The sequence below is a fragment of the Leptospira paudalimensis genome, assembly GCF_026151345.1.
Taxonomy (GTDB): domain Bacteria; phylum Spirochaetota; class Leptospiria; order Leptospirales; family Leptospiraceae; genus Leptospira_A; species Leptospira_A paudalimensis.
The window spans coordinates 1,769,883-1,786,234 of sequence record NZ_JAMQPR010000001.1 but is presented as its reverse complement, the minus strand read 5'-3'; the positions used below and the strand labels follow the sequence as shown (position 1 = coordinate 1,786,234).

The window sequence follows — 16,352 nt, the reverse complement described above, 5'->3', positions numbered from 1 at the left end:
TTTTATGCCACTTTATACATACGTTGCCTTTAATAAAAAGGGAAAAGAAGAAAAGAACATCATTGATGCTGTCAATTTACAAGCAGCACGTAATAAACTAAAAGCAAAAGGCCTGTATGTTCGTTCCATCCAAGAAGACCGCGAAAAGGAAGAACGAGAATTATTTCCTTTTTTATCCAAACTACTTTATCGAATTCCAAGAAAAGAGGTGGGACTTTTTTGTAAACAATTGGGAACTCTGATTGGAGCAGGAATTCCACTCGATAAGTGTTTGTTATCCATCATTGACCAAGTTGAAAATATCTATTTCAAAAAAGTTTTGATTGAGATGCGGGCGGATATCACGGAAGGGTCAAGCCTTTCAGAGTCGATGAAAAAACACAAAACTGTGTTTCCCGACCAATATCCCAGTTTGATTTCTGTTGGTGAGTCCACTGGAAATTACGAAAACACCTTGCACCGGTTAGCGGAATTGGAAGAAAAATCTTCTGAATTAAAATCGAAAGTGCAAGTGGCAATGATTTATCCGATGATTATGGGTCTACTATCACTTGGTGTATCGATCTTTTTACTTGTTGTTGTGATTCCCCAAATCGAACAATTATTTGCATCCTTTGATGCAAAACTTCCACTTCTCACACGAGCTGTGATCTTTTTATCCTATGTCTTAACCAATTATTGGTATTTTATTTTGGGTCTGATTTCGTTTAGTTTTCTTGGATTTTTGAAGTGGAAAAGTTCTCCAGAGGGAAAAAAAGTTTGGGATAAGTTTTTACTGGGACTACCTGTAATTGGAACCTTACTCCGGAAAATCTTAGTATCCAATTTTGCTCGAAATCTGTCTATTTTACTCCTAAATCGAGTTCCCTTAATTGTTTCACTGAATATTGTATCGGATGTGGTTGGGCATACGGTTTTTAAAGAAGAGATTGATGCAGCGATCATCAAAATCAAAGAAGGTGGAAAATTATCTGATTCCTTACAAGGTTCACAAGTGCTTCCGCAAATGGTTCTCGGGATGCTCAGTGCTGGGGAGGCTTCTGATAAGGTTCCGGAAATGATGAACAAACTCTCAGAAATCTACGAATCTGAGGTTGATACAGCAATAAAATCTTTGACCCAATCCTTAGAACCCATGATGATCATTGTAATGGGTGGAATTATTTTTACCATTATGGCGGCGATTATGACGCCAATGTATAAACTAACTCAAGAAATCCAGGGGATGTAGAGTTTATGAAAATGAAAGGAAAAAACAGAAAGATCCGTGAGGGACTCACTCTAATCGAAATCACAGTGGTGATGCTGATTTTAGGTTCCCTGATGGCGATTCTTTACTCAAGTATCGGTAACCGAGGTGAAGGGGAAAAAAAACTAAAACTGAAAAATGACAGTGCTGTTTTAAAAACTGCATTAGAACGTTATTTGGAAGTTTATGATAAATACCCTTCGGAAGAACAAGGTTTACAAGCGTTAATCGAAAAACCAGATGATGACAAAATTGGTGATGATTATGAACCAATCATTCGGGAAAAGGCAGTCTTAAAAGACCCTTGGAAAACTCCGTATGTATTAAAATTTGAAGGAGCAGTTCCACAAATTTATACATTAGGTGAAGATAAAAAAGAAGGTGGAGATGGAAAAAATAAAGATTTTAATATCCTATCTCCTGATGATTATCCAGCCGCATTCCGATAAAAAACATTTTCCGAAATGGAAAAGACAAATCCGCGACGGTCTCACACTCATTGAGATCGTCGTTGTCATTTCTATATTAGGGCTTCTCATGGTGATTGTGGGTGGTTCCTTACGAAACCTCATCATCCCGTCTACTGAGGACATTTCAGTCAAATTACAAGAATCTTTTAAATTTGGTTATAACAAAGCGCAACTCACAAACCAAGCTGTGCTCTTTGAATATGATTTTGAAAAAAGGGAATACCAGTTCTTTTTACTCAAACGAGAAGAAAGTGGCTTAGAAGAAGAACCCATTTTAAAAAAAACAACTCTCCCTTTTTATTCCAAAATTGTCAGCGTACGCGACTTAGGTGGTAAACCTAGAAACGAAGGCAAAATTCGAATAGTCTTCACTCCACAAGGAACCACAACAGATTTATTCTTATATATTGGTTCTGATACAGAAATCAAACGTACGATTCAAATTTATCGATATGGTGGAAAAATCAAAATCCATAAAATGGAATTTTTCCCAGAATCTGATACAAATTCCATCCAAAAAGTATCTTATGGTTTGGATGAACGTGACGAACAAGTAGATTCCAATGCAAAAACACAACCTCGTTAAACAATCCCGTAATGCATTTACCCTATTTGAAGTCACAATCGCCATGGCGATGGCAGCCATGGTGATGACCTATACCTATTCTATGATAGCGGAAGGAATTTCGTACCAAAAAAAAGCTGTCTTACTTGCCAACGCAGTTCATTTGGCAAAAATTAAAATGGCGCAAGTGGATTCCTCCACCACCATGCAAACGGACACTTCCCGAGGTTCCATCGATGCATTCCCTGGTTATACCTTTGAAACAGAAATCAAAGAAGAAGAAATGGACTTACTCAAACTTGCTGGTGGTCCCAATGCAGAGGAACTTCGGAAAAAAGCACCAAAAGATATGTTAGGTGATAAAGACGTAGGTCTTAGTGACCTAATGAAAAAAAGAGGACAGAAAAAAAGTTTTGAAACTGGGGGAGTTTTAAAAGTTTTCCGAGTGAAGGTTTCCATATTTTATATGGATGGAAACAAAAAAGAAACCTATAGCGTTGAAACGTTCAGGAGTGCAAAATACTAATGAATGTTTTATGGAAAAAGCTTTCTTTGAATCAATGCAAACAAAAACGTAAAGGGTTCACACTCGTTGAAATTTCCATTGTTGTGATGATCATGGCTGTTATTTTTACTGGGATCTTTTCCGTTTTTTATACTGCCAATAAAATCTCCAAAAAAGGAGCTTCAAATAAAGGAGCCAATCGAAAGGATATTTTGTATGCTATGGAAAATATCCGAGGAACTTTAGCTCGTACCTATTTTATCGATAACCAAAAACGAATTTTATTTGTGGGAAAACAAGAAGGAGTGACTGGAGCAAGGAACGATCGGATAGTTTTTGCGACTTCCAATCCTAATTCGGAAGAAGAGGGCCAAGCATCTGTCAGGGAAGTATCCTTTTATTTACGAAAGATGCCCAATCCAAAAATGGAAGGTTTGTCCTATCTCATTCGGAGAGAAGACGAAATGGTAGATACCTTTCCCACACAAGGTGGAGTTGAACATGTGTTACTTGAAAATGTCAAAAGTTTCCAAATGAAATTTTCGGAACGTGGTGACAAATGGGTAGATGATTGGAATTCTCGTACAACTAAAAAAATTCCAAGGCTCATTCGATTTGAAATTATATCATTAGTGGGGAGTGCCTTTGTTAAATATGAATCACTTGCGCATCCGGTTATTCTCTACAAATAAAAACGCTAAAAAAGGATTTATGGTCTATCTCCTTGTGATGGCCATCGGAACCGCGTCTTTGTTTACGGCTTCCAAATTTTTTGAAGATGCTGCCACAGAATACCGAGTGGCTAGGGCACAGGCAGACGGGTTTCGTGCACATATGTTGGCAAAGGCTGGGTTTATGGGAGCTGTTGGGGCATTAAAAAAAATCCCAGAAGAGGTTTTGTACCAGTCAGGACTTGCCATGGATCCTCCTCCCATTCCACTCGGGGGAGGTGTGATCTATTACACAATGAGCCCCGAAGATGGCAAAATCAACATCAACTCCCTTGTTAAAATTTATGATGACCAACCCAACCAAAGGACAATTGAAATGGTCACTCGGTTGTTCTACCAGTTTGGCCTCAAACGCGAGATGATTTTTCCTATTTTGGATTGGATTGATGAAAACCACCAAGAAACAGGGGGTGGAGCGGAACAGTATTATTACAGTCGTTTGAGCCCTCCAAGAAAGATCAAAAATGCTCCTTTTTATTCCCTTTCTGAACTTTTAAATGTGAAGGGCTATGACCGCTCCGTGGTGTATGAAAGTTTAAAACCTAAGGATTACGACAAAAATAATTCCAAAGACTTTATGACAGAAGAGGAAAGGGCACTTCGTTCCGATAAAGACTATGTGCTCTCGAATAATATCACTGCCTATTTGCCTGCGGGAGATTCGTATGATGACAGGATCAATATCAATACGGCACCCTATTTTGTGCTCATTTCCCTTTCCGATTTTATGACCAAACAAGCCGCCATGAAAATTTTGAAACTCAAGTTGCAGAAAGGAGGCTATATTAAAGAATTGAAAGATCTGGAGACAGAACCTGAGTTCCAAGTTAAAACCACTGGTGATCTTACTTTGTATAAGGAACTAGCAGGGGAAGGAACCGATGTATCGGGTGGCCGGATTAAAACAAAAGGTGAAGTTTACAAAATTACAGGGGTCGGGATTATAAAGGATAAAGTGGTTCGTAAGGTAACTGGATTATTTGATCTTACCAACAACCAGATGTTATACTATACTGAAGATTAATTATGTTATCATTTGACCAATACCTTGCTATCGATTACGGATCTACCTTCCTGAAGGGTGTTTTATTCAAAAAAGTTTTAGGAAAGGTGGTTATCCTCAGAACGGAAAGTTTACCTGTTGTGGAACTAGATGAAAATGAAGGGGATCCATTCGAATACAATATCATCCGATTTATCCAAAGTTTTTTTCCAGAGGAAAATCGTTTTTTACTCAATTTAGGGATTCATAATTTATTTGTAAGGGACCTCACAGTTCCTTTGGTTTCAGAAAAAGCCATCCAAGAAGTTTTACCATTTGAAGTGGAAAATTTAGTTCCTTATCCTATGGAAGAACTGGAAGTTATTGGGAAAACTTGGAGAACAGGAAAAGAAAATTCTGATGTAATCACTTTCAATGTTCATCATTCCGAATTATTTCGAGCTCTAAAACCTTTTGCAAAAGGTGATTTGACATTAAGTTGTTTATCGTTAGATTCCTTTGTACTTTCGGCTCTTATTACTAAAAATTATCCTTTGTTAGTTGCCGAAAAATCAATCTTACAATTAGATTTAGGTGGACGTTATTGTATTTTAAATGTTCTCCATGAAGGAAAATTAAGGCACACTCGGCAAATTTATATCGGTGGGGAAGAAATTACCGCAGAGTTTGCGAGTATTCTCAAAATTGACTTAGAAGAAGCAAGACTTATCAAAGAATCACTTCCAATTGGATTTTTATTTGATTCTATGGATAAGGTTGAAGAAACAAAATTTTTAAATCAGTTTCACATCACTGCCATCCAATTTAAGTCATTACGTAAATTCATTTTAGCAAAACTTGACCAAGTAGTTCATGAAGTTGAGAACAGTATTTTTTCCCTTCCAGAACAAGAGAGACCAACCCTCATTTTATTATCTGGTGGGGCAAGTCTCTATCCGAATCTTACTGGTTATTTGGAAGAAAAATTAGGAATCAAAACAGGTAGGTATGAATTCTTAGGGATCAATGATCCAAGTTTTGTAACGTCTGTTGCAACTGGCGTTCACTTTGAATCCCGAAATCGTGTGAATTTTTTAGAAACGGGTTTTGCTAAAAAAATTCATACCAATCGGTTCAAACTCGCTGCATTCAAACCACATATTATTTTGGTGAGTATATCTCTTATTTTACTCTTCGGTGTATTTTTGATTGGGATCATTTTGGATAAACGGAAAATCGCTGCCAACAAACAAATATTAATCGAAAAATATAAAAATGGAATTGGCGGAGAGTTAGGTGAAGAGGAAGACCCTCTTGATACCGCCAATAAGAAACTAAAGGCAGAACGTAAAAAAACTGAAATTTACAGATTGTTTTTGTCCCAAGAAAGTGTTCTTGATGTATTGAATGAAGCAACCGAACAATTTCCTTCGCCCGAGGTTCTACCTTTTATTTTGGATCAGTTTAACTTTGAAGAAAAGGAGATCCAAATTTACGGAAGGGTAAACGAATTTGGTGAAATTGGAACCATCCAATCTGCTTTAGAAAAATCAGAAAAGTTCACGAATATCCAAATCCAAAACAAACGTCTCATCACGGGTGTGAATAAATTCAAAGTTAGTTTTAAAATCAAAATGGATGTTGTGACACCAAAGGATGAACCCTAATGTTTGATCGTTTGAATGATAGAGAACGAGTCCTTGTGATTGGACTCATTAGTTTTGTTTCGCTACTTGGTGTTTATACGATTGTGACTTTATTATCTGATTTAAGAAATCGATTATCAGATGAGATTTTCGAAACTAGATCACAAGCTGGTGAACTCGACCGAGTGATCCGAGAATACAATTATTTACGTGGATTACAATCTGGTGGCAGTGAAGAAGACGTAAGTGTTATGTATTCCAAATTGGATCAAATTTTGGTTCGTTATAATTTGAAAGACAAAGTCCAAACCATGAAGGATACTAGTAATGTCATCCAAAAGGACTATAACAAAATTACAATCGATGTATCCTTTCGTTCTGTTTTATTGCAAGATATCATCAAATTAGTTTACGACATCGAAAAAAACAAACAAATCCAAGCAAAAGTAGACCTACTTAGTTTTCGTAAACCATTTGCAGAAAAAGAGATATACGATGTCAATTTGAAAGTATCATCTTATAGTCGTTTGTCGAAAGGGAAATAAAATGGCAAAAGAAAACGAATTTGAAGAAGACTTTGATTTAGATGATGATGATGTTGCCGTTCAAGAGTCAGTCTTGGAAGAAGATAGTGAACTTTTTGATGAAGATTCCGATGAAGAGCACTCGAAAGTAAATCAGAAACAAATTCTAACTCTCATTGCGATTTCATTTGTTTCTTTTCTATTGTTTACGATTTTTATTTTCCCTCTCAATGAAATTGTTAGGTCTGTCCTCATTAAAACAGGCAAAGAAACAGGGATCTTAATGGATGCAAAAGAAATCCATTTCCCCATGATTGGAAGGAAATCTTTTGATAGTTTTGTTGTTAGTTTTCCCACTGGAACATCATTAAAAGCAGAAGAAGTAAGCCTTGGTGTTTCTGTATTTGGAATTTTACAATCCCGTTTGGAAGGGGATATCAATATAGGTTATTTTAGTTATGAAGGAAGTGATCTTTCGATAGGGATTCAAACCTTAGATTTACCGATTCGTTTGTCACCCTTAGACGATAAAATTACCAAATGGAATGGAGAAGGGGAAATTACTCTTTCTGGTGGGAAAATCAAGGAATCGATGGACATTCCTTTCTTAGGAACTTTAAAAGGAACTGATATCAAAAGAGCAAATTTACTCTTTAAAATTCGTTCGGGGAAACTTCTCATCGAAAGAGGAAGTCTTGATTCCAATCTAGCAAAATTCCAATTCCAAGGTGTTGTTCGATTGTCAGATACCATTTCGTTTTCTCAATTGGATTTAAAGGTTTGTTTTTCCTTAACTGAGAAATTTGCCCAAGAAAGGCAAGATTTGGTAGGCATGGTGGCCTTATTACCACAAGAAGGTGGGAAAACCTGTATCCCAGTTCGTGGAACTTTATCGTCTCCTAAAGTAGACCTTCCCAACTTAAACCAATTAGGTGGCGGGGCTCCAAAACCAGAAGAAGGTTCGATTGAACCGGCTCCCACTCCTTAAACTTCTTCACCTAAAGTCTGTTTGAATACTTGAAATCGTTCATTTACACACGTATCAAATTTTGCTTTCAAATGGAAACACCTGCTAGCAAAAAAAAAGACCGAATGTTCGGTCCCTTTTTTAATATTTCCTCATCCGTTATGTGACCTTCTCAGGTCTTATTTGGATTCACCATCTAGTTTTTTGCAAACTTAGATGGTGATTGGTTTTGTTTTTTATGAACAACCTGTTGTGGATCCACAAGAGATACACTTGAGACAAGCTCCGTTTCGTACCATTTGGAAGGAACCACATTCGGTACAGGAATCTCCTGTATAACCTTTGGTTCTCGCTTCCGCAATGATCTTCAGTGTTGCCGCAGCGGATTGTGCTTGGGTTGGTTGTTGTGGAGTTTGGCCTGCCACAGCTACAACTTCAGCTTTGTCTTCGAGAACCGATTTCATAGAAATTGCATTTACTTGTAGCGGAGTACGAGGACCGCTACTTTCCTGCTTTCCCACAGTATCTCGAGTCGGTTCTGCCTTTCTTCCCACTTCGTCAGTTCTTAAGTCTTCCGGTGATACTTGTGCCAAGTCGTATCGACCAAGATAAGTGATCGCAAGTTCTCTAAAGATGTAATCGATTACTGAAGTAGACATTTTGATATGAGGGTTACCAGACACCATACCGTTTGGTTCAAATTTAAAGAAGGTAAATGCTTCCACAAATTCTTCCAAAGGAACGCCATGTTGTAATCCAAGGGAAACCGCAATCGCAAACGCATTCATAAGGGAACGGAATGCCGCTCCTTCTTTATGCATATCGATAAAGATCTCACCGAGTTGGCCATCTTCGTATTCTCCTGTTCGGAGGTATACTTTGTGACCACCCACCATCGCTTTTTGCGTGTATCCTGCACGTCGGTGTGGAAGTTTCCTTCTTTCCGAGATGTATTTATACACCAATTTTTCTGCCACTTCAGTTACCGTTTTTGGAGCGGAAGTAGTGTTTAGTTCTTCTTCCTCTTCTCCCACTGCACTTAACAACTGAAATACGGAGTTAAGTGGTTGTGAAAGTTTTGATCCGTCTCGGTAGAGAGCGTTTGCTTTGATCATCACTTTCCAGGACATGAGGTATGCATTTTTTACATCCTCGATGGTTGCCTCTTCTGGAAGGTTGATCGTTTTGGAAATCGCACCCGAAATGAATGGCTGAGCCGCTGCCATGATTCGGATGTGTGATTGATAAGACAAAAAGCGTTTTCCGTATTTACCACATTTGTTTGCACAATCAAAAACAGGAAGATCCTTCTCTTTGATAAAAGGTGCGTTTTCGATGGTCATCGTTCCGCAAACATAATCATTTGCTTGTGCGATTTCATCTGCAGTAAATCCCAATGTTTCAAGTAAATTGAAACCCATGGAATTGTAAAGGGAAGGGTCAATGCCCAATGTTTTTGCAAGAAAATCTTCACCTAGCGTGAATTTGTTGAAAGCAAATTGGATATCAAATACAAACGGAAGTTGTTTTTCCAATTTCTCTAACACATCTTCAGTGAATCCTTTTTCTTTCAAACGAGCGGTGTTAACACCCGGTGCACCATTGAATGTAGCATGGCCTTTACAGTAGTTCACAATCGCATCTTGTTCTGCTTGGCTATAACCCAATTTTTTCAGTGCTGCAGGCACTGATTGGTTGATGATTTTGAAGTAACCACCACCTGCCAATTTTTTGTATTTCACAAGTGCAAAGTCAGGTTCGATTCCAGTTGTATCACAATCCATGACAAGACCGATGGTTCCTGTTGGAGCAATCACTGTAACTTGTGCATTGCGGTATCCGAATTGTTCTCCGAGTGCCAATGCTCTGTCAGAATCTTCTTTTGCTGCTTCGAGTAAATAAGAAGGTAAGAAAGAAGGGTTAATTCCCACTGGTGTGATGGTTAATCCTTCGTATTCTTCTTTTGGTGCATTGTATGCAGCACGTCTATGGTTACGGATCACACGTAACATATGGTCTTTGTTTTTTTCATAACCAGCAAATGGTCCAAGTTCCTTTGCCATCTCTGCTGATGTTGCATAAGCTGTCATATGCATGATGGACGATATTGCACCTGTCACAGCCATTGCTTCTTGCGAATCATAAGGGATTCCCATGATCATAAGTAGGGAACCAAGGTTTGCATACCCGAGCCCCAATGTTCTAAATTTGTAAGACAATTCCGCAATTTCTTTCGATGGGAACTGTGCCATGAGAACCGAAATTTCTAGGATGATGGTCCAGATTTTGTTCAAGTAACGGTATCCTTCTACATCAAAGGATCCATCTTCTTTTAGGAATTTGACAAGGTTCGCAGAAGCTAAGTTACATGCTGTGTTGTCGAGGAACATGTATTCAGAACATGGATTGGATGCGTTGATCGCTCCATCTTCTGGACAAGTATGCCATTCGTTGATTGTACTATGATACTGAGTTCCTGGGTCAGCTGAGTTCCAAGCTGCATTTGCAATTCTTTCCCAAAGGTCACGAGCACGTAAGGTTTTTGCTGCTTTAGGTTCACGACCTTCTTTGCGAGCTTTTTCCTTTTCTGTGCGATTGATGAGGTGGAACGGGAGATCTTTTTCTACCGCTTCCATAAACTCATTTGTGATTCGTACGGAGTTATTGGAGTTTTGTCCAGAAACTGTATTGTATGCTTCTGATTGCCAATCAGTTGTGAGTTCTTCAAAGAGTAGGTCTTTGTATCCTTGTCTCGACAAATCAATCACTCGTTTGATGTAGTTGTCAGGAACAAAGGCTTTTCTTGCTTTTTGGATGGCTTTCTTAAGTTCTACGTTTGCAGTTGGGTCATATGCTTTTTCTTCACCAAGTGTTTGTTTGGCGGAAGCACATGCCGTCATAATTTCATTTAAGAGTCGGTTGTTTAAAATGGAACCTGTGACAAGGGATGCCACTTTTTTCTCTTCTTGGACTTTCCAATCGATAAATTCTTCGATATCAGGGTGGTCCATATCAAGACAAACCATCTTCGCTGCACGACGAGTGGTTCCACCAGACTTAATGGCACCAGCAGCACGGTCCCCAATTTTTAGGAAAGACATAAGACCAGAACTTTTGCCACCACCAGAAAGGGATTCATTGGCTGCACGTAAGTTGGAAAAATTGGTTCCTGTTCCAGAACCGTATTTAAAGAGGCGAGCTTCGCGAACCCAAAGGTCCATGATTCCGCCTTCATTCACTAAATCATCATCCACAGATTGGATGAAACATGCATGTGGTTGTGGGTGTTCGTAAGAAGAGGCTGATCTTACTAATTTTCCCGATTTTGGATCTACGTAATAATGACCTTGTGACTTTCCATCGATTCCATACGCCCAGTGGAGACCAGTGTTGAACCATTGTGGAGAGTTCGGAGCCGACATTTGGCTTGCGAGCATAAAGATCACTTCTTCATAGAAAACACGGGCACTATCTTCATCTGAAAAATACCCATATTTATAACCCCAATACGTCCAACATCCCGCCAATCGGTGGAATACTTGTTTGGAATCTGATTCTCCTACGTAACGGTCTTCAGGGTTCAGAGCGATGAGTTTTTCATCATCAGGAACCGAACGTTGTAACCATTCAGGGATTCCTTTTTCTGCGACTTTTTTCAGGTACTTCGGAACACCTTTGCGGCGGAAGTACTTCTGCGCGAGGATATCGGTAGCCACTTGCGACCAAAAATCGGGAACTTCGACGCCGTTTGCTTCAAACACAACCGACCCGTCCGTATTTGTAATTTTTGAGTCCTTACGAACCCATGTCAAATTCGGGTATAAACCCTTGTTCCCTTTGGTAAAATGCCTCTCAATCTTCATGCAAGAACCCCATCTCAAACAACATATAAAATTTCTATTTTTTCCTCAAACCAGGAGCGGAGAGGATTATGTCACAATGAAGGAATCTTAAGTTGGAAACATCTATTTTTTCAAGACTTGGGATCGGATTTTTTAGAATTTTTGCAAATTTTCTCGTCGCTATGACATAATTTTTTCGTTGACCTAGCGGGCTTTCTCCGTAGCATGGTCACAGATTCGAGATTCCCCTTTAGCTCAGTCGGTAGAGCAAATGACTGTTAATCATTGGGTCGCTGGTTCGAGCCCAGCAGGGGGAGCGGTCTTTTCCACTTCGCACATTGGTTTCCAATCGAATTCCTCAATTTTCCGGCGTATCCCTAAAAATTTCCACCGATTTTCTCAAATTTCACCGTTCCTTCCCTCAAATTAGGTCATTTTGCGCTCTCTTTTCCGTTCTCATTTTCGTATTTCTCGCAAACGAAGTTGGTTCTGAACCCCAAACATCTTTCCATTCCGGTCTTTACCAATCCGAACAAATACTTCTCATCCTAGGAGAACCTGGAGAAACCCAAGGTGAACTTCATTTGTATGGAGTAGAAGAGGGAGAATGGAAACTATTGACTCCAGTTGTAACCGTATGGTTCGGCAGGAGTGGACTCATCCCAGCGGATGAAAAACGAGAAGGTGATGGATTTACACCTTACGGAAGTTATCCGATTCGGAGAGTCCTAGGTAAAGAAAAAAATTCTATTCCAAATTTAGAATACACTCAAATACAAAAAAATGACTATTGGAGTGATGTTCCTAGCTCAAAACATTACAACCAATTGATTCGCAAAAAAGAGAAAGGTGCCACACCTTTATGGAATTCTTCCATTTACCAACTGTTTATCGTCATAGAGCATAATACGAATCCAAGTATCCCAGGCCATGGAAGTATGATTTTTATCCACCCTTGGGAAGAAACCAAACCCACGTCAGGTTGTGTCGGAATTAAATTAGTTGATTTGCAGACAATTTTGCAACAGTTAGATGGGAATAAAAATCCTTATCTTCTCATCATTGCCTCTGATGAAAACAATTAGATAAAAAAAATAAAATCAGTTTTTTTCACATAACAAGAAAATGTCGTGTAATGTGTTTGACGATCGGATCTGGTTGTCTACTCTCTAGACGAAATGAAACAAAAAATTAAAAATTTAATCTACGTTAGTTTTATTGTGGTTACTTTTGGGTGTGTAACTGCTGTTAAAAAGCCAAGTAATAACGTAATCCAAAACAAATCAGGTGCAATGAGTTTAAAAATTGGATTTCCAATTTATTTACCACTCGTACCGGACCGATTTGCTACTAAGGTTTATATTCTCAAAGTATCAAAGGACAAAAAATCTTTTGCAGATATGGAATTGATTGAATCAACATTTGAAAATAGAGATCAAGTAACATTTCTCAATTTGGAACCAGGTGAATATGCAATCGCAGGATTCTATAGACGAAATGAAACTTCGAATCAAACTGCAGACTTGTATATCGTTTTAGATGACACTTCGATAGAAAAATCAAAGTTCCGTGTGAAAGAAAAAGAAGTTACGATACCTGGAATTGTTTATTGTATGATAGCTGAGGATTCTTTAAACTTACAAGGAAATCAACTTTTACTATCTAAAAAGATTGCTCCTGGCATTGAAAATAATACTGCTGAAGTGGTGTTAACTACGCTTGTTGGTGGTCACACGAGACAAGTACGAATTGAGAAAATTACAAAAGTAAAAAACTCACAAGAAGAAATAGACTCTTTTAAACCAACGTTAAGGGAAATCTTTGAAGGAACTTCCTGGCACCAATATTTTACGAATCTCTGATTACTCTTTTGTTCAAAAAAGCCGGTAATTCATAAAAATTACCGGCAAAAATGTTGTTTAGGATTTTATAAAAAGTTTAAGTTGTGGTTAAGTTAAAATCTTGGTAATCGGGAGATTTCATTTCTTTTTCCCAACGACTCCAAGTATAAGGCCACATCGCAGGATCTCCATCTGGATCCAAATACCAACTTTGGCAACCACCGAGCCATACTGTGCCAACCATTCCTTTTTTGAGATAAGCGGCAAATCGTTGTAAGGCTTCTTCCTTTGCATCAATGGCATTAAATTTTCCTTTTCTCCAATCTTCGATGATTTTGATGATGTACTTTGTTTGGACTTCACTCATGGCGATCACGGAAAAGTTTCCAATCGGCGTGTTTGGTCCTAACATCAAAACAAAATTAGGGAAGTGAGGGATAAAGAGGGAGCGGTATGCTTGTACTTTCTTTTTCCAAACAGACTCGATTGAGACTCCATTTTCTCCCGTTAAGTTCATCGGGCGCATAAAATTAAATGGATGGAATCCCGTTGCCAATATCAATACATCCAATTCGTGTAATGTCCCATCCTTTGTGACGACACCCTTTTCTGTAATTTTTTCAATTCCCTCTGTCACCAAATCTGCATTTGGTTTTTGGATGGCATCATAGAATGTGGAATTTACAATCACACGTTTGCAACCAACTCGGTAATTTGGAGTTAGTTTTTTTCTTAGAACTGGGTCTTTGATGGAAGTTCGTAAATTCCTTTTGCACAAAAAACTCATGAGTAAATGGGGGATTTTTTTACCAATCACTGCTTTTGAAAATGTTTGTTCCACTGCAAACGTATACCATTTATGGAATCGTTTGAGAATATTAGGTTCCTTTCTCCATTTTATTTTGTCAGCTTCCGTATAGGTTGTATCAGGAACTTTGACAATCCACTGTGGTGTCCTTTGGAAAACCGAAACTTTTTTTCCAACTTTGATCATCTCAGGAATGACTTGTGCTGCAGTGGATCCAGTTCCAATGATCCCAATTCGTTTTCCTTCTAAATTGACCGAATGATCCCATTCTGCAGTGTGAAAACATTTTCCGTTAAAACTTTCGAGTCCCGGGATGTTTGGTTTTGCTGGGTGGTGTAAGATACCAGTGGCTGAGATGAGGAAATCAGAAACATATGTATTTCCTTTGGAAGTTTTTGTAGTCCACTTTCCATTTTGGTAAGATGCTTCTGTGACCGCTTCGTTAAAGTGAATTTTGGGTGTGATTTTATATTCATCACTCACACGTTTGAAATAGGCATGGATTTCATCTCCATGTGCAAACCGATGGCTCCATTCAGGATTGGGTGCAAAACTATAAGTATACATATGCGCAGGGATATCACAAGCCACGCCTGGGTAAGTGTTTTCCCTCCAAGTTCCTCCCAAATCATGTTTTTTTTCTAAAATTGTAATGTCTTTCACACCGATCCGATTGAATTCAATTGCGAGTAGGATACCTGTCATTCCAGCGCCTATGATGACAACTTTTGGATCCCTGATTGTTTGATTGGCCATTTGCTTTCCTCATTCCTAAAACACCGAATTCATTGGGTTGAACAATGTTCCGTTTTTAATCTTTGGAAGAAAATTCAATCAATTCTACTTACATTTGCAATCAAAAAAACATAAAGAAGATGAAAAAGGTAATTTGGTTTCAAGATTCATAATCAGATTCATTCTAAAACCAGAGTTCCATTAGGGAACATAGGTGGTATATGTTCAAAGAAGATCTGATTTTGGAAAATTTGATGGAAGAGAAACATAGAGAATTCGATTTATTATTTTGCATTTATTTTATGAAGTAATTACTTAATTAAAGATTGACTTAATTAAGTTCAATTTACATAACTATTTAGTATGAATAGTTTTTTAGCTCTGGGTGATGATACGAGACGTGAAATCATACTCCTTGTCGCAAAAAATGGTGAGATGACTTCCACTGCCATTTCGCATCATTTCTCCATCAGTGCTCCGGCGATCTCACAACACTTACAGTTGTTAAGAGAATTAAAATTATTGAATGTAAAAAAAGAAGCTCAAAAAAGAATCTATTCTGTCAATTTGGATGGTTTCTCTGAAATGGAAGAATTGATTATGAAAGTGAGAGCCGATTGGAGTAAACGTTTAAACCGGTTAGAACGTTATGCATTAAAACTAAAAAAAGGAAAAACAATATGACCTCAACAGAATTAAAAACAGAAATTACAGAGAACCAAGTGATCTATCGAAAGTATTTTGAAGTTTCAAACGAATTATTATTTGATGTTTGGTCAGATCCAATCCACTTAAAAGAATGGTGGGGACCAGATGGTTTTACTCTGACAGTCATATCATTTGATTTTAGGAATGGAGGATTTTTTGAATTTGTGATGCATGGACCAGATGGTCGCGATTATAAAAACAAAATCCAATTCTTAAAAATTGAAAAACCTCGTTTGATCTCTTACCAACACATTGGTGATGGAGAGGGAGACGAAGATGTCAATTTTCAGTCTGAAATTGTATTTGAGCCTACGAATCATGGAAAGTGCACAAATCTTACTATGGTGCAAGTGTTTTCCACAAAACAAGAATTAGAGCGTGTGAACCAAAAATATGGAGCGATTGAAGGTGGAAAACAACATGTTGGAAATCTGACAAAGTATTTGGAAACCCTCTCAAAGGTAGTTTGAATTCACACCTGTTTCCAAGAAAATTAGATCAGATAGGAAACATGAAACATGGAAACCTTTCTGATTGGATGGAATGATCCTAGGTATATGTGAGAATCGTTTCCTTATCTAATTTGGAGTCGATTTTAAGATGATGCAACGACTAGTGTTTCGAGTAGATTATTACGTGATGCAGTGAGTTGCTTCCCATAATTAGTATTATGTCGCATTAGATACGGGCGATTGATGTATAGAAAGGCACATCGGTAAAACACTTTTGTCTTGGTACATACTTTACAAAAAGGATTACAAAAAACCTGGTTCAGACGG

At 38.2% G+C, this 16,352-nt stretch carries 15 protein-coding genes and 1 tRNA gene; 14 read left to right on the top strand and 2 right to left on the bottom strand.

Translation table 11 applies throughout. The annotated features are described in order from the left end of the window. The first annotated feature begins 4 nt into the window (after nt 1-4). From ND855_RS08295 to gspN, 9 genes are read left to right on the top strand one after another with little or no spacing between them, the layout of a single operon-like run. Entirely contained in the window at nt 5-1,231 is a 1,227-nt protein-coding gene (locus ND855_RS08295; protein ID WP_265357961.1) for a type II secretion system F family protein, read from the top strand. Between the two features lie 5 nt (nt 1,232-1,236). Beyond that, a complete protein-coding gene (locus ND855_RS08290; RefSeq protein ID WP_135618313.1) occupies nt 1,237-1,698 on the top strand; it encodes a type II secretion system protein GspG in 462 nt (153 codons plus the stop codon). Continuing rightward, entirely contained in the window at nt 1,673-2,305 is a 633-nt protein-coding gene (locus ND855_RS08285) for a prepilin-type N-terminal cleavage/methylation domain-containing protein (protein WP_265357960.1), read from the top strand. Before ND855_RS08290 ends, ND855_RS08285 begins: the two co-directional genes overlap by 26 nt. Beyond that, nucleotides 2,283-2,810 (top strand): prepilin-type N-terminal cleavage/methylation domain-containing protein, encoded by a 528-nt coding sequence (locus tag ND855_RS08280; RefSeq protein ID WP_265357959.1) that lies wholly within the window; start codon nt 2,283-2,285, stop codon nt 2,808-2,810. Before ND855_RS08285 ends, ND855_RS08280 begins: the two co-directional genes overlap by 23 nt. Then, nucleotides 2,810-3,481 carry a type II secretion system protein GspJ gene (locus ND855_RS08275; RefSeq protein WP_265357958.1) on the top strand — a complete coding sequence of 224 codons (672 nt, stop codon included), beginning with the start codon at nt 2,810-2,812 and terminating at the stop codon, nt 3,479-3,481. The genes ND855_RS08280 and ND855_RS08275 overlap by 1 nt, the downstream gene beginning before the upstream one ends. Further along, entirely contained in the window at nt 3,444-4,544 is a 1,101-nt protein-coding gene (locus ND855_RS08270) for a type II secretion system minor pseudopilin (RefSeq protein WP_265357957.1), read from the top strand. The genes ND855_RS08275 and ND855_RS08270 overlap by 38 nt, the downstream gene beginning before the upstream one ends. 2 nt (nt 4,545-4,546) lie before the next feature. After that, nucleotides 4,547-6,169, top strand: coding sequence for a cell division protein FtsA (pilM, locus tag ND855_RS08265; protein WP_265357956.1), 1,623 nt, complete (start codon nt 4,547-4,549; stop codon nt 6,167-6,169). Continuing rightward, nucleotides 6,169-6,693, top strand: a complete 525-nt coding sequence (locus ND855_RS08260; protein WP_100717035.1) for a hypothetical protein — start codon at nt 6,169-6,171, stop codon at nt 6,691-6,693. The genes pilM and ND855_RS08260 overlap by 1 nt, the downstream gene beginning before the upstream one ends. A 1-nt stretch (nt 6,694) precedes the next feature. Further along, nucleotides 6,695-7,660, top strand: a complete 966-nt coding sequence (gene gspN, locus ND855_RS08255; protein ID WP_265357955.1) for a type II secretion system protein GspN — start codon at nt 6,695-6,697, stop codon at nt 7,658-7,660. Nucleotides 7,661-7,875: 215 nt separating this feature from the next. On the opposite strand, the gene ND855_RS08250 is transcribed toward gspN, so the two are convergent. Next, nucleotides 7,876-11,502: a vitamin B12-dependent ribonucleotide reductase gene (locus ND855_RS08250; protein ID WP_265357954.1), complete on the bottom strand. Its 3,627-nt coding sequence runs from the start codon at nt 11,500-11,502 to the stop codon at nt 7,876-7,878. Nucleotides 11,503-11,725: 223 nt separating this feature from the next. Here ND855_RS08250 and ND855_RS08245 point away from each other — a divergent pair. The 3 genes from ND855_RS08245 to ND855_RS08235 all read left to right on the top strand — a co-directional run bounded on the left by ND855_RS08245 (nt 11,726) and on the right by ND855_RS08235 (nt 13,343). After that, nucleotides 11,726-11,798 (top strand) — tRNA-Asn (locus tag ND855_RS08245). 21 nt (nt 11,799-11,819) lie between these two features. After that, on the top strand, nt 11,820-12,566 hold the full coding sequence (locus tag ND855_RS08240; protein WP_265357953.1) for a L,D-transpeptidase family protein: 747 nt from the start codon (nt 11,820-11,822) through the stop codon (nt 12,564-12,566). A gap of 93 nt (nt 12,567-12,659) precedes the next feature. Then, nucleotides 12,660-13,343 (top strand): hypothetical protein, encoded by a 684-nt coding sequence (locus ND855_RS08235; protein ID WP_265357952.1) that lies wholly within the window; start codon nt 12,660-12,662, stop codon nt 13,341-13,343. A gap of 76 nt (nt 13,344-13,419) precedes the next feature. Here the strand turns inward: ND855_RS08235 and ND855_RS08230 are convergent, their stop codons facing one another. Beyond that, a complete protein-coding gene (locus ND855_RS08230) occupies nt 13,420-14,886 on the bottom strand; it encodes a flavin-containing monooxygenase (RefSeq protein WP_265357951.1) in 1,467 nt (488 codons plus the stop codon). A gap of 342 nt (nt 14,887-15,228) precedes the next feature. Between ND855_RS08230 and ND855_RS08225 the strand changes: the two genes are divergently transcribed. Together ND855_RS08225 and ND855_RS08220 are read left to right on the top strand one after the other, a co-directional pair. After that, nucleotides 15,229-15,549, top strand: a complete 321-nt coding sequence (locus ND855_RS08225) for an ArsR/SmtB family transcription factor (protein WP_265357950.1) — start codon at nt 15,229-15,231, stop codon at nt 15,547-15,549. Then, the gene (locus ND855_RS08220) at nt 15,546-16,043 is read left to right on the top strand and encodes an SRPBCC domain-containing protein (RefSeq protein WP_265357949.1); all 498 of its coding nucleotides are present in this window, start codon (nt 15,546-15,548) and stop codon (nt 16,041-16,043) included. The genes ND855_RS08225 and ND855_RS08220 overlap by 4 nt, the downstream gene beginning before the upstream one ends. Nucleotides 16,044-16,352 lie beyond the last annotated feature (309 nt).